General features: G+C 64.7%; 18 protein-coding genes. 3 read left to right on the forward strand and 15 right to left on the reverse strand.

The genetic code is table 11. The annotated features are described in order from the left end of the window. Positions 1-11: 11 nt before the first annotated feature. Positions 12-929: an SDR family oxidoreductase gene (locus V5D55_RS02500; RefSeq protein WP_435747326.1), complete on the reverse strand. Its 918-nt coding sequence runs from the start codon at positions 927-929 to the stop codon at positions 12-14. A gap of 89 nt (positions 930-1,018) precedes the next feature. Between V5D55_RS02500 and V5D55_RS02505 the strand changes: the two genes are divergently transcribed. After that, on the forward strand, positions 1,019-1,477 hold the full coding sequence (locus V5D55_RS02505) for a MarR family winged helix-turn-helix transcriptional regulator (RefSeq protein ID WP_435747328.1): 459 nt from the start codon (positions 1,019-1,021) through the stop codon (positions 1,475-1,477). 95 nt (positions 1,478-1,572) lie between these two features. Here the strand turns inward: V5D55_RS02505 and V5D55_RS02510 are convergent, their stop codons facing one another. From V5D55_RS02510 to V5D55_RS02525, 4 genes are all read right to left on the reverse strand, one after another. Then, entirely contained in the window at positions 1,573-2,859 is a 1,287-nt protein-coding gene (locus tag V5D55_RS02510) for a cytochrome b/b6 domain-containing protein (RefSeq protein ID WP_435747330.1), read from the reverse strand. A 128-nt stretch (positions 2,860-2,987) separates the two neighbouring features. Next, positions 2,988-3,959 carry an electron transfer flavoprotein subunit alpha/FixB family protein gene (locus V5D55_RS02515; RefSeq protein WP_435747332.1) on the reverse strand — a complete coding sequence of 324 codons (972 nt, stop codon included), beginning with the start codon at positions 3,957-3,959 and terminating at the stop codon, positions 2,988-2,990. Position 3,960: 1 nt separating this feature from the next. Beyond that, the gene (locus V5D55_RS02520; protein ID WP_435747334.1) at positions 3,961-4,737 is read right to left on the reverse strand and encodes an electron transfer flavoprotein subunit beta/FixA family protein; all 777 of its coding nucleotides are present in this window, start codon (positions 4,735-4,737) and stop codon (positions 3,961-3,963) included. Between the two features lie 117 nt (positions 4,738-4,854). Continuing rightward, positions 4,855-6,534, reverse strand: coding sequence for an amidohydrolase (locus tag V5D55_RS02525; protein WP_435747336.1), 1,680 nt, complete (start codon positions 6,532-6,534; stop codon positions 4,855-4,857). A gap of 215 nt (positions 6,535-6,749) precedes the next feature. Between V5D55_RS02525 and V5D55_RS02530 the strand changes: the two genes are divergently transcribed. After that, positions 6,750-7,220 (forward strand): cupin domain-containing protein, encoded by a 471-nt coding sequence (locus V5D55_RS02530; protein WP_435747338.1) that lies wholly within the window; start codon positions 6,750-6,752, stop codon positions 7,218-7,220. 77 nt (positions 7,221-7,297) lie between these two features. Here the strand turns inward: V5D55_RS02530 and V5D55_RS02535 are convergent, their stop codons facing one another. The 6 genes from V5D55_RS02535 to V5D55_RS02560 all read right to left on the reverse strand — a co-directional run bounded on the left by V5D55_RS02535 (position 7,298) and on the right by V5D55_RS02560 (position 14,168). Then, a complete protein-coding gene (locus tag V5D55_RS02535; protein WP_435747340.1) occupies positions 7,298-8,044 on the reverse strand; it encodes a PDR/VanB family oxidoreductase in 747 nt (248 codons plus the stop codon). A 188-nt stretch (positions 8,045-8,232) separates the two neighbouring features. Further along, positions 8,233-9,447, reverse strand: coding sequence for a Rieske 2Fe-2S domain-containing protein (locus V5D55_RS02540; protein ID WP_435747342.1), 1,215 nt, complete (start codon positions 9,445-9,447; stop codon positions 8,233-8,235). A gap of 1 nt (position 9,448) precedes the next feature. Then, complete coding sequence (locus V5D55_RS02545; RefSeq protein ID WP_435747344.1) at positions 9,449-9,958, reverse strand: hypothetical protein; 510 nt, start codon at positions 9,956-9,958, stop codon at positions 9,449-9,451. Then, the gene (locus tag V5D55_RS02550; protein ID WP_435747346.1) at positions 9,955-12,018 is read right to left on the reverse strand and encodes an FAD-dependent oxidoreductase; all 2,064 of its coding nucleotides are present in this window, start codon (positions 12,016-12,018) and stop codon (positions 9,955-9,957) included. Before V5D55_RS02550 ends, V5D55_RS02545 begins: the two co-directional genes overlap by 4 nt. A 79-nt stretch (positions 12,019-12,097) precedes the next feature. Continuing rightward, on the reverse strand, positions 12,098-13,570 hold the full coding sequence (locus V5D55_RS02555) for an amidase (RefSeq protein ID WP_435747348.1): 1,473 nt from the start codon (positions 13,568-13,570) through the stop codon (positions 12,098-12,100). A gap of 154 nt (positions 13,571-13,724) precedes the next feature. Further along, complete coding sequence (locus V5D55_RS02560) at positions 13,725-14,168, reverse strand: MarR family winged helix-turn-helix transcriptional regulator (RefSeq protein ID WP_435747350.1); 444 nt, start codon at positions 14,166-14,168, stop codon at positions 13,725-13,727. Positions 14,169-14,367: 199 nt separating this feature from the next. Between V5D55_RS02560 and V5D55_RS02565 the strand changes: the two genes are divergently transcribed. Then, on the forward strand, positions 14,368-14,712 hold the full coding sequence (locus V5D55_RS02565) for a MarR family transcriptional regulator (protein WP_435747352.1): 345 nt from the start codon (positions 14,368-14,370) through the stop codon (positions 14,710-14,712). A gap of 42 nt (positions 14,713-14,754) precedes the next feature. Here the strand turns inward: V5D55_RS02565 and V5D55_RS02570 are convergent, their stop codons facing one another. The 4 genes from V5D55_RS02570 to V5D55_RS02585 are packed head-to-tail and all read right to left on the reverse strand — an operon-like array spanning position 14,755 to position 20,234. Then, positions 14,755-16,728 carry an acetoacetate--CoA ligase gene (locus V5D55_RS02570; protein ID WP_435747354.1) on the reverse strand — a complete coding sequence of 658 codons (1,974 nt, stop codon included), beginning with the start codon at positions 16,726-16,728 and terminating at the stop codon, positions 14,755-14,757. Positions 16,729-16,757: 29 nt separating this feature from the next. Continuing rightward, entirely contained in the window at positions 16,758-18,422 is a 1,665-nt protein-coding gene (locus V5D55_RS02575) for a CocE/NonD family hydrolase (protein ID WP_435747356.1), read from the reverse strand. Beyond that, entirely contained in the window at positions 18,422-19,297 is an 876-nt protein-coding gene (locus V5D55_RS02580) for an ABC transporter ATP-binding protein (protein WP_435747358.1), read from the reverse strand. The genes V5D55_RS02575 and V5D55_RS02580 overlap by 1 nt, the downstream gene beginning before the upstream one ends. Then, positions 19,290-20,234 carry an ABC transporter ATP-binding protein gene (locus V5D55_RS02585; RefSeq protein WP_435747360.1) on the reverse strand — a complete coding sequence of 315 codons (945 nt, stop codon included), beginning with the start codon at positions 20,232-20,234 and terminating at the stop codon, positions 19,290-19,292. The genes V5D55_RS02580 and V5D55_RS02585 overlap by 8 nt, the downstream gene beginning before the upstream one ends. Positions 20,235-20,243: the final 9 nt, after the last annotated feature.

Genomic DNA, 20,243 nt, shown 5'->3' on the forward strand with positions numbered 1-20,243 from the left:
CGTTGCAGCGCTCAGCGCTGAAGCTCTTCAGGGAGAGCGGGGAATCGCTCGCCCACCGATTGCTGGTGCTCGCCGAGGAGTTCGGGGAACTCCGCGGCGAGCACATCGAAAGTCCAGCCGCCCTGGTGATATTCGGTGACGACGGGCTCGGGGTGCGACCACAGCTGCAGGCGGTCGCCTCCGATACCGATCACCTGACCGGTGACGGTCGCGGCATCGTCGGAGGCGAGGTAGGCGATCAGCCCGGCGACGTCCGCCGACGTGCCGAACCCGAGATCATGGCGGAAGAACGCCGGCATCGGCTCGTCCTTGGCCTCGGCTTCGACGGCCGCAGCGAAGTACGGCACCGTTGCTGTCATCGCCGTCGCCGCAACCGGCACGACGGCGTTCGCCGTGATGCCGGCCTTCTTGAGTTCCATCGCCCATGTGCGCACCATGCCGACGATGCCGGCCTTCGCGGCCGCGTAGTTGGTCTGGCCGAAGTTGCCGCGCTGACCCGTCGGAGAGCCGATGCAGACGATACGACCGGCGATCTGGTTCTCGCGCATGTACGTCGCGGCTTCGCGCACGCAGGTGAACGTGCCACGGAGGTGCACGTCGATCACGAGGTCGAAATCGTCATCGCTCATCTTCCAGAGCACGGTGTCACGGAGCACTCCGGCGTTCGTGACGAGGATGTCGAGTCGACCGAAAGTGTCGACGGCGGTCCTCACCAGACGCCGGGCAGTCTCGGCCGGCCCTACCGCTGCCACGACCGCAACAGCCCGTCCGCCGTTGTCTTGGATGGACTTCACCGCAGCCTCCGCGATCTCAGCCGAGACGTCGTTCACGACGACAGCGGCCCCCTGCCGGGCGAGCTCCTGAGCATAGGCGAGCCCGAGCCCTCGGCCCGAACCGGTGACGATGGCGACTTTGCCGTCAAGAGACATGGAACTCCTTGATCATGTGCGATCACGCCGCATCCATATGGTTGCGTTTTTCAATGATTGTCTTTCACACCATAACGTAGAATGGCTCCATGATCGAGACCACACCCGAGATCTCAGGCAGCGCAGCACTCGCAGAAGACATGAGCTTCCTGCTTGCGCGGGCGAGTGCGCTTTCGAATGCCGCGGGCAACGCCGCCCTGTTCGAGTTCGGGTTCAAGGTCCGCTCCTATGCGGTGCTCGAACTCGCAGCCTCCGAATCTCAGGTCTCCCAACGGGAGATCGCGGAGTATCTGCGCCTTGACCCGAGTCAGGTGGTCTCGCTCGTCGACGAATTGGAAAAGGATGCGCTCGTCGCCCGCGAGGCCGACCCGCGCGATCGGCGAGCGAACGCGATCATCGCAACGGTGCAGGGCCGGGAACGGCTCACTCGCGCGAGAATCTCCTTGCGTGAGGCAGAGGCCGCCGTGCACTTCGGGCTGACCGCAGAAGAGCGGGCCACTCTCGTCCTGCTCCTGAGGAAGGCGGCCTTCCCTGGGCTCAGTTCCTGACGGGACGAAGGGGCGGAGTACCTGGACGGGTCACAGACCGCGAGCGGCGGCGACATCCGGTGGCGCACCGGGCGTCTTGCCGTTGAACGCCCGGGTCAGCGCCCGGAGACGTTGCCGAACACCTTCGCGATCGGGACGAGCACGAGTGGACGCGCCGCCGCCCAGCCGGCAGCGATCACGACGAGTGAGGCGACGAACACCCAGAACCCGGTCCAGGTCGCGGCATCCGACGAGGCGTACATGTGGTTGAGGTTGCGCAGGAAGCCTGTGAGGAACACCAGCGCGACGTGACTGATGATGAAGACGACGAAGTAGAGCATCACCGGAAAGTGCACGGCCCGCGCCCATTCGATCGGATACGCCTTCGACAGGCGCTCGGCCTTCTTCGGCCACATCCCCGACATCCGGAATCCGGTGACGGCCGCCAGCGGCGCCGCGATGAACACGGTGACGAAGTAGGCCAGCTGCTGCAGGCTGTTGTAGTTCACCCAGCCGTACTCGGTCGGCCAGTCGAACGAGACGTACTGCAGTGCGGCGGAGAGCGCGTTCGGGATGACCTCCCAGCTGGTCGGCACGATGCGCAGCCAGTGCCCGGTGACGAACAGCAGCACGATGAAGATCAGGCCGTTCACCAGCCACAGGATGTCGAGCGCCTGGTGGAACCAGGTGGTGAGACTGACCTTGCCCGTGGGGTTGTTCCGCGGCGTCCAGAACGCCGACGGACGCTTCTCGCTGCGGATGGTCAGGCCCGAGCGGATGATCAACACCATCAGGAATGCGTTGAAGAAGTGCTGCCAGCCGATCCACGGCGCGAACCCGGGGGCGACCGCGATCGCCGGCTCATACTCCCCGGGGAACGCCGCGAGGAAGTCCTGCATGAACGGGAAGCTCAGCAGTGTGCGCACGAAAGCGACCGCCGCGGCAGCGAGCACGCCGAGTCCTGCAGCCGCGAACAGGCCCGCGATGGCCTGCGGCCACGTCGGCAGACGACGAGCGGATGCCGGCGCGGCGGCGATGTGCCGTGGCGCACTGCCGTTCCACACGGTGCGCTTCCAGGGAAGCGGGGTGTCGAGATCGGCCGCGAGGATCGCGGTGCGGGCGGGAGCAGCCGGGACAAGAGCGGTGGTCGACTCGTCGGTGGCAGGGGCCTCAGGCGCCGTCGGCTCGACCTGGGTCCCTGAGCTTGTCGAAGGGGCGTGCGCTCGAGCCGCAACGGCAGGAACAGTTCCGGCGGGCGGCCACGGCTCACCACCGATCGTGCGCGGGAGGCCGCGGCGGATGCCCCCCGTCGAGGCAGTGTCGTTCGCCGACGTCTCCTCCTCGGGCTCGTTCGCCTGACGCGCAGCCGCCCGGGAGGACTCGATCGGAGCTGCCGTTTCCACAACGGGAGGCGTTTCGTCTTGCTGCGCTCGCTCAACGACCGGCGAAGCGACAGCCGATGACGCTGGCGGCCACGGCTCGCCACCGGCAACGCGCGGGAGTCCGCGCCGCAGCATCCGCGTCGCCATGACTACTTCTTCCGCGCCTCGAGCGCGGCGATGATCTGCGGCACGACGGTGAACAGGTCGCCGACGATGCCGAAGTCGGCGACGTCGAAGATCGGCGCCTCGCCGTCTTTGTTGATCGCGACGATGGTCTTCGACGTCTGCATGCCCGCGCGGTGCTGGATGGCACCGGATATGCCGAGTGCGACATACAGCTGCGGCGACACCGAGACTCCGGTCTGTCCGACCTGGTGCGACTGCGGAATGTACCCGGCATCCACGGCCGCACGCGACGCACCCACGGCAGCGCCCAGAACGTCGGCGAGCTCCTCGACGAGCACGAACTTCTCCTTCGACGCCAGGCCGCGTCCGCCCGAGACCACGCGGGTCGCGCCGCGAAGCTCCGGCCGGGAGGAGGCCACCTCGACCGCCTCGACGGGGCCGGCTGTCGCGGCGACCGCACCGGATGCCGAGACCGACAGGGCTTCGATCACGGGCGCGGGCACGGCTTCAGCCCGCGCGTCGACCGCACCCTGACGCACCGTGATCACCGGGGCGCCGAACGTGGCGGCCGCATCGACCAGGTACGAGCCGCCGTACACCGAGTGGTGCGCGACGATGCCCTCATCGTCACGGGAGACCCCGACCGCGTCGACGGCGATGGCCAGGCGAGCGCGGACGGCGAAACGGCCGGCGACATCGCGACCGGTGATCGAGTTCGAGATGAGCACGGCGTCCGGGTGCACCTGCTCGAGGGCTGCCTGCAGGGCATCGACGATCGGGACCGTGAGCGCTGCGGCATCCCCTTCTGCTGTCAGCACCACCGACGCGCCGGATGCGGCCGCCGCGTCCACCGCCGCCTGACTGCCGCCGACGATCAGCACCACGGGCGAGCCGATCGTCGAGGCCGCGCCGATCAGCGCGGCCGTGCTGCTCGCAGCATCGCCCGACGGGTCGACGTCGACCAGGACGAGGATCGGGTTCTCGGGATACGACATCTCACACCAGCCTGTTCTGCACGAGGTATTCGACGAGCTTCTCGGCGGCATCGCCCTCGTCGGTGATCTTCACACCGGCCGCGCGCGGAGGCTTCTCGGAGACCGCGATCATGATCGTGCGCGGCGCGGCCGCGGGGTCGGCTGACACATCGAGGTCGGCGAGCGAGAGTACTTCGAGCGGCTTCTTCTTCGCCGCCATGATGCCCTTGAAATTGGGGAACCGGGCATCCGGAAGAGCCTCCGTGATCGAGATCACCGCAGGGAGCGGGGCAGAGACCGGTTGTCCCCCGGCATCCGCTGCCCGCGTGCCGGCGACGCTGTCGGCGGCGATCTCGACCGAGCTCAGCGCGGTCGCCTGTGCGAAGCCCAGGTGCTCGGCGAGCATCGCCGGGATCACGCCGCCCGACCCGTCGGTCGACAGGTTGCCGGTGACCACCAGATCGGGTGCCGCGCGGCGGATGGCCGCGGCCAGCACCTCGGCCGTGAGCGCGAGATCCGCACCCGCGAGCTGCTCGTCGGCGACATGCACCGCAGACCCGGCGCCGATCGCGAGCGCCCGGCGGACCGACGCGGTGGAACCCTCGGGAGCCATCGAGAGAGCGACCACCTCGGTGCCCTCATTCTTGTCGGCATAGCTCAGCGCGACCTCGAGCGCACGCTCCGTGATCTCGTCGAGGACCACTCCACCGGCCGCACGATCCGCGAGACCGGTCTCGAGATTCAGCTTGCGATCGCCGTAGGTGTCCGGCACCTCTTTGACCAGGACGAAGATCTTCATCGAATGCTCCTCAAGACTTCCGCCAATCTGACCGCTCGAAACCCTGATATGCGTCGGCAGCCAGCCACCGTTCTCCTCATCAAGTCATAAGCGGAATGCACGCTCGAATGATCCGTTCTAGAACGCGCCGAACGCAACTTCACCGTCGACGACCACCGCAGTGGGATGGATGCTTCCCACCTCTGACGCCTTAACCGCGAACAGGTCGTTGTCGAGGACGACGAGGTTCGCGCGCTTCCCAACGGAGATCGATCCGTAGAGGGTGTCGATACGAAGCTGACGTGCGGCATTTATCGTGTACCCCCTGAGAAGCCGTTCGAGACTGATCCGAGAAGTATCACTCGGACGGACGCTGTCAACGAAGCGTTCGGGATCGAGGGGATTCTCGGGATCGATGCGGGTCAGCGCGACCTGCATGCCGAAGAACGGATCGGCTCGATGGAGTTCTGCCTGCGACACGACATCACTCGAGAACGTCAGTAGCGCTCCGGCATCTGCGATCGCATTGAACTCGTACATCCGGTTCCATCGGTCGTCGCCGAGATGATGGCGCGCCTCTTCGCCGAAATATCCTCCGGACCAGTGGTTGGTCCAATTGACGATGACTCCGAGCTCGGCAGGTCGGCGCATGTCGGAAGGGTCCACAAGCTCACAATGAGCGAACGTTACCTGGGTGCCCAGTTCTGCGCCGCGCGAAAGAGCCGCCTTCTGCGCTGCTTCCACCGCGTCACACGCTACGCGAAAGGCGCGATCCCCGACCATGTGGATGTGGACGTCCACGTCCGCGTCGGCGCACAACGCCAGACACTCGGCGAGTTCTGCCGATTCCATCTGGATCGCACCATACGGACCAGCGTTCTCGTCGCTGGAAAGGCGATCGATCACCGCGCTGCTGCCCAATTCGTTGGTTCCGTCCAGGAACAACTTCACCGTGCGCACACGGATCCTGTCCGTACCGTAGGTCGCGTCGAAAGACTTCACCGTCGCGATGGCTTCGGGAAGGTCCGTGAGTGTTCGAAAGCGGACGGCTCCCTCGTAGTGGAGTCCCAACTCCCCCCGCTCTGCGAGAGCGTGGAGGGTGGCGAGCATCTCGGGCTGCTCGATGACAGCCTCGAACAGTGCCACCACACCCCGCTCCTTCAGGAAGTCGAGGACAGGGCGGACGATGTCCGGCGTGAGGGTCTCCGGCGGACTCCAGCCGATGGCTTCGTACATGCGCGGGAGGAGCTTGACATGCGCCAGTTCCATGATGTGCCCTGTCGGGTTCCCGTGCTCGTCTCGTATGAACCTCTCAAGGCCGGGCACGGGATCGGGCGTGGTCTCATCGACGCCGAGGAGCTCGAGCATTCGCGTGTTCACCCAACTCGCGTGGTCTCCGGAGTCTTGGCAGAGGACTGGTCGATCCGAGATCGCGCTGTCCAGAAGCTGCGCAGTCGGTGCTGTGTGGGCGAAGAGCGCCGTGGGGTAGTACTCGAAATGGAGGTAGGGAGCCTGCTCGATCGAATGGGAACGACCATAGTCACGAATGAAATCCAGAAGATCCTCAATACGATCCACCTCCGGCAGCGCGACGTGCCATCGGCTGGCTGCGACGAGCCCCGGATGAGTGTGCGCGTCGATGAGGCCGGGCAGCACGACCCGCCCGCCGAGATCCTGCGCAGGCAGTCCTTCTGCGTTCTGGTAGTCGATGCCGGACCCGACAAACGTGAACATACCGTCTTGCATCACGACGGTGTCTGCCCAGGGCATCGCGTCATCGCTGGTGAAAAACCTGCCGTTGCTCAGCACCGCGTTCATCAGTGACTCCCATTCTCGATGCCCCGTGTCGACCTCACCTGGACCCTCGCCTCATTCAGGGCTGCTCGGTCGTGACGACCGGCCAGTAAAGCGTCGGTACTTCAATCATTGAACTTTACAACTAATCCGTATCGGCATGCCAGAGGAGATGAGAAGTCACCTTGTCTCCCCGATGAACGCTCGCGTCGGGACGCCGCCGAGTGTAAGGTTGACTGATGCACCGTACGAATATCTTCGACACCGCGCTTCCCCCCGCTCCTGACACGACGCCCCGCCGATACGCCGCCGGGATGCTGAACATCAGCATGCTGTCCGGTTCCGAGATGACGGGCATGATGCTCACCGAGCTGTCGCCTGGACAATCTCATGCGCCGTACCACTACGAGCTCGCCCTCGACAAATGGATGCTGGTCGTCGAAGGATCTGCGGTCGCTCGCACCCCGGCGGGACGCGAGCCCCTGCGTGCCGGAGACCTGCTTTTCCTGCCGCCGGGACCCGAAGGCGCGCTGCAGATCGACAACGAGTCGACCGACGTCGTGCGCCTCCTGTTCTTTTCGAACGTCACATTCCCCTGCGTCACGATCTATCCCGACTCCGACAAAGTCGGCGTATGGACGAAGGATGGCGCACAGTCGCTCATCGTCGAGCGCACGTCCGCGGTGGGTTACTTCCACAACGAAGCCTGACGCCCGGCTGAGACGAATGTCGCGCCTCGCCCCTTGCCGGGGCGAGGCGCGACATTGTTGATCGAGCGCGAAGCAGCTCAGAGATCGAGCACGAGGACGGGCGTCTTCGAGCGACTGACGCAGATCATCATCGTCTCTGATGCCTCCCGTTCGGAGTCGGTCAGGATGCCGTCGCGATGGTCGGGCACGCCTTCCACCACGGTCGTCTCGCACGTGCCGCACGTTCCTTCCATGCATGAGCTCGGCGGCCGCAGGCCGGAGCGTTCAGCGATCTCCAGAATGGATTCTCCATCGCCGACACGGAACGTCAGGTTCGAGGTCCGACACACTACTTCGAATCCGGCGCCCTCGCGCGCCTGCTCCGCGCTCACGACGGGAACGAAACGCTCGATCACGCATTTCAGCCCTCGCGCGCCGGACTCCGCCGCCACCGCGTCCAGCAACGAAGCCGGCCCGCAGCAGTAAACGAGCGTGCCGGGATGAACCCCCGCGAACAGTGCGCTCAAATCGAACCGCTCACCCTCCTCGCGCGATGCGACGGTGACGCGCCCTTCGCTCGCGATGAGCTCCTCGAGGAACGGCATTGTCTCCCGCCGACGACCGAGATACACGAGCTGCCAGTCGGCGCTTGTCGACGAGGCCCGACGCACCATCGGGAGGATCGGCGTTATCCCGATCCCTCCCGCGATGAAGAGAAAGGCATCCGCCGGCTCGAGAGCGAAGAGGTTTCGCGGCCCGTCCACCTCGATCACATCCCCGGGGCGGAGGTGTTCATGAACCCAGCTCGATCCCCCACGACTCGCCTCTTCGCGCAACACCGCCACGGTCCACCCGCGGGCCGAAGGATCGCCGCACAACGAGTACTGCCGGACGAGAGTGTCCGAGAAGCGCACGTCGATGTGCGCTCCAGGTTCCCACTCAGGCAGAGAACTCTTGTCCAGTGACTCCAGGTCCATGGACAAGACGCCCTCGGCCTCCCACCTGACCGCGCGCACACGGACCGGGCGAAAGGTCACGACGGGTCGTCAGTGGTATCACTGACCCAGTAGTTTCCCCCGCTTACCTTGATGACGGCATCCGCCTCGTCGAAGAACAGCCCGGGCGGGTCCTGGCCCTCGGCGACCTGCTTGGCGATGCGCGCCATCAGACGGCGCAGCATGGTCACGCCTTGATCGGTGGTGGTCAGGTGATCATCCGTGTGCAGACTGATCTTGCCCTGGCTGGACTGCGCCTCGTAGTCGCCAGGGGTACGCTGATGCTCCTCTTCGCTGAGCTCCGCCCACAGCCGTCCGCTGTAGGTGGCCTTCATGTTCTTGAGCAGGTTGGGATCGTCGGCGCGGAAGAGCGTGAAGATCTTGAAATTCTCGTCGTCGACGGGAACGACCCAGCCGAGCGTGTCACAAGGAGCATCCACTGTGCGCATCATGACGTCAGGCACCACTCGGAGATTCGGCATGACGACTTCGGTGATGCGCTGGAAGATGCGGCCGTCCTTGAGTCGCCGCTGCGACTCCTGACGCACGCCACTCGGCGTGTACGAGTAGGAGACTTCGGGCAGAACCGCCATCTCGGGAACGAACTGGTTTCCACTGAAGCGGGCGTGCAGAATGGGCACGTGGAACGGGTCCACCACATTCTCCCAATGGGAAAGCCAGTTGAAGTCCATCTCCGCGGGGCCGCCGCCCGAGAAACCGCTGTCGTCGGCGTACACGCCTTCGCCCGCAGGAACGTCCTCGAAGACATCGATGCGCGGGAGAATCGGCATACGATCCGGCGGACCCATGTAGGCCCAGACCATCCCGTAGAGCTCCTGAACGGGGTACCAAGGCTGACGAACCCGGTCCCTGTGAAGACCGAGCTCAGGCTCGCAAGGCTGTTCGAGGCAGTGTCCTTCGGTGTCGAAGACCCAGCCGTGGTAGCAGCAGCGGATGCCTTCCTCCTCCACCCCGCCGAAGAACAGCGACGCACCGCGGTGGCAGCAACGGGGGTAGAGCAGTCCGACCTTCCCCTTGCCGGTTCGGAACAGCACGAGATCCTCGCCCAGTACCCGTACGTTTTGTGGAGTCCTCGTTGCCTTGCTCGACAGCGAGATCGGCTGCCAGTAGCGACGAAGAACCTCACCCATCGGCGTGCCGCGGCCAACTCGCGCCAGGTTCTCCAGCGCTTGGCCCGGCACGAAGTCGTACGCCGACCCGGACGATCCCTGGTTTTCGATACTGAGTGTCATCTCAATCCTCCTCTTCCCGATGAGCCGGCGGCACGGAGACATCGTTGCCGACAATTGATGTGGAGCGCAGCGTTTCTTCCAGCAGTTTCCCGGCATCGATCCGCGCAAGACCTTCACGAGGATCGACGGTGATGACGATGCCTCCGTCGGGCACGGGCTCCATGTCGACACCGTCATGGATCAGGGCCCACGGACGTCCGCCGGCGTAGTCGCGGATGGCCTCCGCTTTGCCGAATTGGACCGGTAAGAAGTCCCACGGGCGCGTCGGCACCCCCAGAACGTTGGCGATCACATGTGCGTTGTGTCCCCATGCGCTGACCCAGACGATATCGAACGCCTGGTCGAGTTCTTTCAGCACCGACGCGGCCTGATCGGGAATCTGAACGGATCGCGCCCACCTGCCCCACGCACTCACACGATGATCCAGGACGGCAGTCGCGAAGGGCTCCTCCACGATGAGGACCCCATCGACATCGATGCCGAGAACGGGACGCGTCGTCCCCGAGGTCATGCCGGTGTCCACAGCAGGCGCTCTCGGGCGTAGGGGAGGGGGACTGACGGCTCAGGACTATCGATCTCTCGCCCCAACCGGTGACCGTCGAAGATGGCATCGGCCGTCAGCCGCGGGGTGACGCAATCTCCCACCCGGTAGACGGCATCGATGCCGGCCTCGACCAGGCGCGCCGGGTCCGAGATCAGCTCCTGATACATCGCATCATCCGACTGCCGACCGACGACGGCGATGACCGATGAGCACGGGATTTCGATCGGATCACCGAACTCCGTCGCCCCGACGACTCCCGATGAGGTGCGACCGGAGACGCTCGCACCCCGAATGAACTGAATGCCAAGGTCATGCAGATGCTGCCTGAGACGGGGTCCTTCTCCGGTCATATTGGTGGACATGGCTACCTGCGGGGCCGGAGTGACGATCGTCACCTCGTAGCCTTCGCCGACAAGCAGCTCGGCGACGCCGGCACCGACGTAGTAGCCATCCGCGTCGTACACGACGACCGAACCCTTCGGCGGGCGCATTCCGTCCCGCACGACCTGTTCCGGGGTCAGGAGCGGGATCGACTCACCCGCGTCCGACTCGTCACCGATGGAGGGGATCGTGTCGTCGATCCAAGTGGAGCCCGTCGTGACGACGACAAGTTCGGCGCCGTAATCGAGGACGGACTCAGCGGTCATCGGACTGTTGCGAATGACAGTCACGTTGGGGAGGCGCTCGAGCTCGCTTTCCCGCCAATCGGTCACGCGCGACCAGGACTTCAGCCCCGGAAGCAGAGGTGCCCATCGGGAGTGCCCCCCGAGCGAGGAGCCACCTTCGACCACGTGCACGTTCTCGAAGCCTCGTTTGGCAAGAGTGATCGCGCATTCCATGCCCGAGGGACCGGCGCCGACGACCAGAACGGCGCGCTCCGGATCGGTGGTGGGCGCGAAGACCTCCGGATGCCACCCCCGCCTGTACTCCTCGCCCGCAGTGGCGTTCTGCGTGCATCCGATATGTCCGCCGTACTCGGCTTTCCGCACGCAGACGTTACACCCGATGCACTCGCGGATCTGGGAGTAGCGCCCGTCACGGACCTTCGCCGGAAGGAAAGGATCGGCGATCGCGGCTCGTGCCGCTCCCACGATATCCAGATGGCCGGACCGCACCGCATCTGCCATCACGTCCGGGTCGACGAGACGACCCACACCCACGACGGGCTTGTCCGTCGCGTCGCGGATCCACGCCGTCTGCTCGAATTGATAGCCCGGCCCATAGAAGCGTGAAGGGCCCGCCTCCGCGGGAGGATCCAGGATCGAGTCCAGGTTGATGTCCCACAGGTCGACCATGTCATCCGCCATGCGGACGAACTCGATCCGGTCCTCCAGCGTGACTCCGGCTTCCGCCAGCCCCAGGGCACCCAAACGCACCGCCACCGCTCGGTCGGGAACTGCCTCACGAACACCTTCGAGCGTCTCGAGGAAGAATCGGGCGCGATTGCGCAGCGAGCCGCCGTACTGGTCACTGCGCTTGTTCAACGTGGGCGAGAGGAACTGAGTGGCCAAACCTGCGAAGAGGTAGATGATGTCGAAGTCCGCGTCGCGCGAACGCGAGGCAGCAGCGACCCAGTCGGCTTGCACACGGTGGATGTCCGCCAGATCCATGGTTTTCGGCACAGACGCGCCACTGAGCGCCGAGCCTTGCGAGGGTGCAACGACCGGCCATCGAGATTCGTTGTTCAACGAGAATCCGCCCACGTGAACCAGTTGAATGCCTGCCAGCGCGCCGTGCTCATGCGCCGCTGCTGCCATCGCCGCCAAATTATTGCGGTCACCGTCATCCCACATGGTGGCGGCATGCGAGGGAGCGCAGTCGGAGTCCATGCTCACCGGCGCGTACTCGGTACACACGGCCCCCCACCCCCCTTCGGCGCGCATTCCACGAAATGATGCCTGCGAGTAGGGTTTCGCCGTGCCCATCCCCACACTGTGTGGAACTGCGTACAGCCGGTTCGGCAGCGTTCTCGGTCCGATCCGGACCGGTTCGAAAAGGATGTCGTGTCGAGGATCGCGTCCCGCCATGGTCTACTCCCGGTTTCTTTGATGGTCACTGTGATGCGCGACGGAGTAGACCCGCCCGCGGTCAGAACTTTCCCGGTGCTCATGCCGCGGCTCCGTTCGACGTCGAGACGGTATCGCGCGAAGAGCCGAGCACGGGCCGTCGTGATGCCGTATCCATCCACGGCATTCGTTCTTCGACGGCGGATGCTACTCGGAACACCACGGAGTCGGAGTAGGTCGGCGCCACGATCTGCACGCCGGTGGGCACACCGTTGTCCGCGAAGCCCGAGGGAACACTCAGCACGGGACAGCGGCCCAGGATGCTGAAGAGAATTGTGGGGACGACTGCCATGGGCGACGTGAACGCCTGTCCGTCGATCTCCACTCCCACACCCGGGCCGAACTCCTCATCGGCGAGCACGCCGCGCGTCGCGACCGTCGGACAGATGAACGCATCGTACGAACGGAAGACTTCTGTCAATGCCGAGTAGAGCTCGGCCTCCATCTCCCAGCCCTGTTCCACGGTTTCGGAACCTCGGAGCGCGGCGTGGAATCGCATCGTCTCGACGACGAATGGAGACAGGACATCGCCGTGTTCGGCCAGGAGCTCATCGATGAATCCCGTCACCGGGCCGAAGTGTATGCACGAGGCTTTATTGACGACATCGAGACTGAAGTCGACCTCGACCTCGTCGACGATGGCACCCGCCGAGCGCAAGGCATCGGCGACAGCGCGCGTGTTGTCACGAAGTTCTCGATCGATGGGCCATCCTCCGAGATCGGCGGAGACAGCGATCCGCATGCCTGCGATTCCCTCATACGATGTAGGGAGCTCATACTTCGGGCGCAGCGATGCGATGTCCCCGTCGTCAGGGCCGGCAATGACGTTCTGCAACAAGATGGTGTCCGCAAGCGACCGCGCCATCGGCCCGTAGCTGAGGTAGGCATCCAGGTTCTCGGGCGTGTCGACGGGGACGCGACCATACGGCGGCTTGAAGCCGACGACGCCGTTGAACGAGGCAGGAGTGCGGATCGACCCGCCGATGTCCGACCCGGTGGCCAGGGTCGTGAGGCCCGCAGCCAACGCGGCCCCCGCGCCGCCCGACGAACCGCCCACGGCATAGTCGAGGTTCCACGGGTTGCGTGTCGGCCCCCATAAATTCGAACGTGTGAAGAGGGATGCGGCACCGAACTCGGGGCACGTCGTCCGCGCGTGGACGATTCCGCCGGCATCGATCACGCGTTGCAGGTAGATCGCGGTCTTGTCGGCGACTTGATCCTTGTAGATGACGGAGCCCATCGTCCACGGTTGCCCTTCGACCGGCTCGAGATCCTTGACCGCGACGGCAAGGCCCTCCAGCGGTCGGATGTCCTCACCCGTCCTGTATCGTCGTTCCGCCTCACGCGCTAGGACCATGGCCTCGTCGAAGAAGGTGTGGGAGAACGCGTTCACGGATGCGCCGACCTCTTCGGCGCGCGCGATCAGCGCCGACATCACCTCCACCGGCGAGAGCTCCCTCGCGCGGAAGAGTCGAAGCGCGTCCACTCCGGAAATGTAGTGAAGGTCGTCCATGCCGATTCTCCTATGCCGCGCCAACGTTGATCACGAAACTTGCAGCGACCGGCTCGGAAGCCGTGTGCCATCCGCAACTCTGACGCTAGTCAACCGCGCACATCCGTCTGTGTCAAGTAGCCTTATTTAGATAAGGCTGGCATACATGTCGAAATCAGGCCGTCGGATCCGCTTCTCGGCTCAGCAGACGAGCGCACTCCGTGAGCCGCTCGCGGAGGGAAACCTGTTCGTCGACAGCGATACCGTTGAGGAACCTGGCCTCGAGGTCGGCAACGCCCTTGTCGCAGCGCTTCAGCACGCGTCGCCCCAGAGGAGTGACAGCCGCCTTCAAAACGCGAGAATGGTGGGGGGATGGCTCGCGTTCAATGAGCCCTGCACGCTCCAGTGAAGTGATGACCTGGATCATCGATTGCGGCCGGACGAGTGTTCTCCTTGCCATCTGAGCATTGGAGAGCCCCGGCGCGTCTCGCAGGATCGATAGCGCCGTGAACTCCGCGACGGTGATCCCGTTTTCGGCCAAGACCACGGTCATCGACGCCGTCAACGCGCGATCGAGACGCCCGATGGCATAACTGACGCGCGGCGATGGAGCTGTCACCTGACCACGATAGCACTGGAGACTTACGCCCATAAGTTTTCCTGATTAACGGGCGGCGATGGAACATCTGCAGGCGCAGCTGTGGTGTTAGCCTGAGGCCGTGCCACATGGGTCTCCGCGAATCAGCTACGTCATCGGACGTCTGGACCGGGCGCTCTCCACTGCCATCGCGGCACGGCTTTCTCCCCTCGGTTTGACCGTGAACGCCTACACGGCGCTGTCGATTCTCGACCAGAATCCGGGTCTTTCCAACGCGCAGCTGGCCCGGAGAGTGCTTGTGCGCCCGCAATCGATGATCCAGGTCACGACGTGGCTGGAGGCGGAGGGTCTCATTCGCCGAGAGCCGTCGACCGACCACAGCCGTGTACTGCGCGCGACTCTGACCAGCCCGGGTCACGATCTTCTGCGGAAATGCGACGCCGAGATCTCCGCGCTCGAGGACCTGTACCTGAGTGACCTCACCGAACAGCAGCGCTCGTCGATGAGGGACCATCTGCTGGGTTTCGTGCGTCTACTGGACGATCAATCCGGTCTCAGGAAGTGACGGTCCGCGCGACCGCCGCCACTCTCGCCACGGCCTGGCAGACTATGCCCGCTGACCCAGTCCGACCGGCCGTATACCAACGAAGAAGTCCAGCGACTTCGGGTTGGTCATCGATTCGCGACTGACGGCAGTGTCCGGGGACTCACCGAGAAGGACGCGTTTGACCGGCACTTCGAGTTTCTTGCCTGTGCGGCCTCGTGGCACGGAGTCGATGGCCATGATCTGGTCCGGCACGTGTCGAGGTGACAGCTCTGCGCGCATCCGGGATTTCACTCGAACCTGCAGATCATCGTCGACGTGACCGTCCGCGGTCACGAGGAAGAGAAGCAGGTCGCCCGATCCGCCGTCTGGATCCTCCAGATGAACCACCAGGCTGTCGAGGACTTCATCGATGTCCTCGACGACGCTGTACACATCCGCCGTACCCACTCGCACTCCCCCCCGATTCAGGGTCGCGTCCGAGCGTCCTGTGACGACGATCGATCCGCGGGACGTCACAGACGCCCAGTCCCCCATCCGCCACACACCGGGGTACATCCCGAAATACGTCTCCCGCTCGCGCGAGCCATCCGCGTCACCCCAGAACCCGAGCGGCATCGATGGCATGGGGCGAGTGAGGACGAGTTCTCCCAAGTCGCCGACAACTGACCGTCCGCTGGCGTCGAACACGTCGACCGCGCAGCCGAGAGATCTGCCCGACATCTCTCCGGCGTATACCGGCTGGAGAGGGCTACCGGTGACGAGAGCAGTGCAGACGTCCGTCCCGCCGCTTCCGACATTCAAGAGCACTTCCTGCCCGAACTCCTCGGCGAGCCAGGCAGCGCCGGAGGGCGCGAGCGGTGCGCCCGCGCATCCGATCTGGCGCACCGCGGAGAGATCGAACAGTCGCGCAGGCTCGATCCGTTCCTTTCGGCACGCCATCGCGTAACCGGGGCTGATGCCTACCAGGGTCGACCGGGTCTCCTCCGCAATCCGCCACTGTGCACTCACATCGGGGTACAGCGGGTTGCCGTCGACCAGCACGGCCGCTGCACCATGCAGGAGCGCCGATATGACGACGTTCCACAGCATCCATGCCGTCGTGCTGAACCAAAGCAGACGGTCGCCCTCGCGAAGGTCCCACATGAGGCCCTGGCACTTCAAGTGCTCGAGCAGCAGTCCACCGTGTCCGTGGATGATGGCCTTGGGACGTCCTGTCGTGCCCGACGTGAACAGCACCACCATCGGGTGATCGAACGGGACCGGCTCGAATGCGATCATCGCGGGCTCGGCCACGAGTTCCGCCCACGACAGGCTGTCCGAAACCTCGAACGGCCCGTAGGGGACCGAGATGACGTGCGTGAGGCTCGGCAGGCCGTCACGAATGGCTGCGATCTCTGCGCGGCGATCGACGACGGTCGCTCCGTAGGTGTATCCCGGGGCGACGAGCATGACAGTTGGCTCGATCTGGCCGAATCGATCGATGACGGCACGGGCACCGAACTCGGGCGCGCAACTCGCCCAGATCGCGCCCAGGCTGATGGTTGCGAGATACGCGACCGCCGTCTCCTCGATGTTCGGCAGATAGGCCACCACGCGATCACCCATCTTCACGCCCAGCCGTTGCAGACCCGCTCGAGCCCTCGCAACAAGGTCCGCGAGCTCCCCGTGGGTGAGCTGGCGGGGGGAACGGGTCTGAGACCGTTCGATGAGTGCCACAAGGGATGGATCGCGATCCGCGCCGATGATGTGCTCGGCGTAGTTCAAGATGGCACCGGGAAACCACTTCGCGCCCGGCATGGCCGAATTCGCGAGAACGGCGGTGTGCGGAGCGTGGCTCCGCACACCGAAGAAGTCCCAGATGCTCTGCCAGAACGCATCGAGATCGTCCACTGACCACCGCTGCAGATCGTCGTATCCCTCGAAGGCCAGATCGTGCTCTCGCTCGAGCCAACCCAGATAATCGCCGAGCACGCTCGATTCCCGCGCGTCATCCGGCACGGAACGAAGCAGCGTACCGAGAGGTGTGTCAGACATCATTTCGTCCTCCGCAGACGCCGGGTTCGTCAATGGATCGGGGAGAGGGACAGATGTAGTGCCGACGGTGTTGCACCACCGATATGCAGTGTCTGCTCGTTGCACGCCGTCCGGGTGGCATACATCGGATGCTCATCGGTGCCCGGGTGAGGCATGTACCGCGGAAAATCGCTCGACGCGATGTGCACCCTCAGACGATGACCTCGCCGCATCCGGTACGCCGTCTGCCCGAGGGATATCTCGACGGCCGTCGTCGGATCGGGATCGACGATGTCCACCTGTCCACGGAGGATCATGTGGGAGCTGCCGTCCGGGGCCTCGTCCACGAGCTTGACGAAGAGGTGCATCGACGGTCCATCGGTGCCTGCGAACGCAGAAAGCCGCGCCTCGCCGACGATGTCGACGGGATCCTCGAGCGGCTCGGTTCGGAAACTGAGCACGTCGGATCGATCGAGGAGATATCCCTCTTCCGGGAGTTCGCGCACGAACGCGAAGGGATCAGAACCGGACGAGGGGACGAGGTCGTCGGGGTCATGTCTCCACTCGACCGCCTCCGCGTCCTGGGGCATCTGCCACACGAGCTGCCCCGAAGCGCCGGGGGTGACGGCGACGGGGGCCGCCAGGAAGAGCGTCTCCGACTTCGTGCCCGGCGGCGGCCAGCTCTCCTCCGCGCGCCATTGTCCGTGACCCGTCAGGAATCGAACTCGAGCGGGCATCGCCGTGTCGTTCAACACTGCGTCGAAGAAATCGAGCGCCGGGTCCAGGTACCGCGGGAGAATACGCGCCAGAGCTTCATCGTCGTCGTCATGATTCAGCGATTCGTCGATCGGGGCGTCGGCGAGCGAGTAGTTCTCGTGGTCGGTGGCGTCAGCCAGAAGGTACTGCAGAGGAGCCTGCACCGGATCGGACAACAGCGTCACGTAGTCGCGCATCTGTCCGGCCGCGAGGTTGTCGAACCACCCGACGCGATGCAGAACAGGGACCGAGTTCACCGAGAAGGGATGGGTCGGCCAATCTACGAAGTCGTCCCGCTGGTCCCAGTTAGCCAGGATGGCGTCGAAGGCGGGCGAACGCCGTCCAATTGCCTCGAAGACGGGGTCGAGCGCCTCGGCCAGGGGCCGTCGCGACCAGTCGACGTCGAACCCGTACATGTCGTTGTCCAGCCACACCGAGCTGACGTACTCCGCCTGTCCCAGCATGAAGACCGACCCGGTACGCGGAGCGCGCGTGAGACGCATCTGAGTCATCGTCGCGCCCGGAGCGATCGCACGCAACGCGGGATGCTGCCCTGCCACGGCTGCCCACTGGGTGTAGCCGTAGTAAGAGTCACCCGTCATGACGACGGAGCCATCGCACCACGGTTGCGTCGATGCCCATTCGATGGTGTCGTATGCGTCCGTCACCTCCACGGGGCGGCATGGCAACGTGTCGCCTTCGGACCGGAACTTTCCTCGAACATCCTGTGCGACCAGAACATACCCCCGCTCCGCAGCTCGCTGAGCCAGCTGCGGCATGAACGCGTATCGACCCGACTTGTCGTACGGGAGCCGGATGAGTAAGACCGGGCGCGGAGGAGCGTCGCCCGTCAGGTACACGTCCGTTGCCAGACGCACGCCGTCCGACATCGGAACCATGACCTCGATCGCGAACTCATTCCGCGACGCCGGCTTGATGACTTCCACATGTCCGGGCATCAGAACTTCCTCTCCTGCGAGACGACTCGCAACAGCGTTGTCGTAGTGGTTGACGCGACTGATCGTCGCTGGGGCCGCCATCCTCGCTGGGGCACGGATGCGAGCAGATTACGCGTGTACGCATCTTGCGGGTCGTGAAGGACCCGCTCCACCGGCCCGCTTTCCACCATGAGTCCGTCCCGCATCACGATGACGTCGTCGCAGACCTGCTCGACGACGGCCAGATCATGCGAGATGAAGAGGAAGGCGACGTGGGAGTCACGACGGATCTCATTGAGAAGGTTCAAGACCTGGGCCTGGATGGAGACGTCCAGTGCGGCGACGGCCTCGTCGAGGATCAGCAAAGCCGGCTCGGCAGCCAGAGCCCGCGCGATCGCCACTCGCTGACGCTGCCCGCCCGAGAGGGACCGGGGAACCGAGTCGAGATACTGAGGCGACAGCCCGACCCGATCCATCAGCTCGCGCACACGTTCGGCGACCTGCGACCTCGATCGACTCGACACCAGCCGAATAGTCTCAGCGAGTGCATCTCCGACCGACTGACGGCGGTCGAGCGAGAGGTACGGATCCTGGAAAACCATTTGAACACTTCGTGCTCGTTCCCTCCGCTGCTGGGAGGACAATCGACCAGCGCGCCATTCGCGACCCTGGACGAAGATCGTTCCCGCATCCGGCTTCTCCAGCCCGACGATGAGGCGAGCACACGTCGATTTGCCGGAACCGGACTCACCGACGATGGCCATCGAGCCCCCGACGGGAACCTCCAGGTCAAGAGCGTCGAGCGCGACGAATGAGCCGCGACGCAGTGATCCCGGACGCGCCACCGAATAGACCTTGCGCAGGCCTTTGACGGACAAGACGGGCGCATCAGACATGAGATTCTCCCGGCTGCTGGGCGGTTTGCGTCGAACCGTCAACCGCAAAACATGCGACTGCGCCCGACAGGTTCGGGCGCATCCTTGGCTCTGCGTGGACGCAACGGTCCGTCACGAGCGGGCATCGCGGCGCGAACGCGCATGTGTCTGCGGGCACCTCGGACGCGGAGATCGGGTTACCCGGAACAGTCGTCAATTCTTTCTGCTTGCGACCGAGCTCAGGCCGCGAAGCCAGCAGCGCGCGCGTGTAGGGGTGCACTGCTCGTTCATGTAGGGAGGCGGCGTCGACCTCCTCGACGATCGACCCCGCGTACATCACGGCTATGCGGTCGCACACGGCCGCAGCGAGCTCGAGGTCGTGGGTGACGAAGATCATCGCCATCCCGCGCTCCTTGCGTTCTTCATCGAGAATTGCCATGACTTCCGACTGTGTCGTCACGTCGAGCGCGGTCGTGGGCTCGTCAGCCAGGATCAACCGTGGCTGGGCCAGCAACACCGATGCGATCATCACGCGCTGCAGCATCCCGCCGGAGAGCTCGTGCGGATACTGGCCGAGCCGTCGAACCGCGTCGCGAATTCCTACATCACTCAATATCTTCTCTGCGCGGCGCATGGCCTCTCGACGCGGTACGCCCTTCACCGTCACGAGGCCCTCGCACAGGAAGTCTCCGACAGTTCGCATCGGATTGATGTGAGCGCGGGCATCCTGGAAGATGAAGCCGACGTCATTCGCCAGCGCCCTGCGGGCTTTCGCCGTCCGTCCCTCCCCCAGAGGCAGCCCATCAAGCGTCATGACTCCATCTCGTTGGGCTCCTGCGGGCAGTAGCCCGGCTATCGAGCGCAGAGTCATCGACTTGCCGGATCCTGACTCTCCGACGACACCGAGGGCTTCGCCCGGCGAAATCCGCATCGAAACGTCTCGCAGGATCGGCGCCATGGAGCCCCC

The organism is Microbacterium sp. PMB16 (genome assembly GCF_051294855.1).
In the GTDB taxonomy this organism is placed as follows: domain Bacteria; phylum Actinomycetota; class Actinomycetes; order Actinomycetales; family Microbacteriaceae; genus Microbacterium.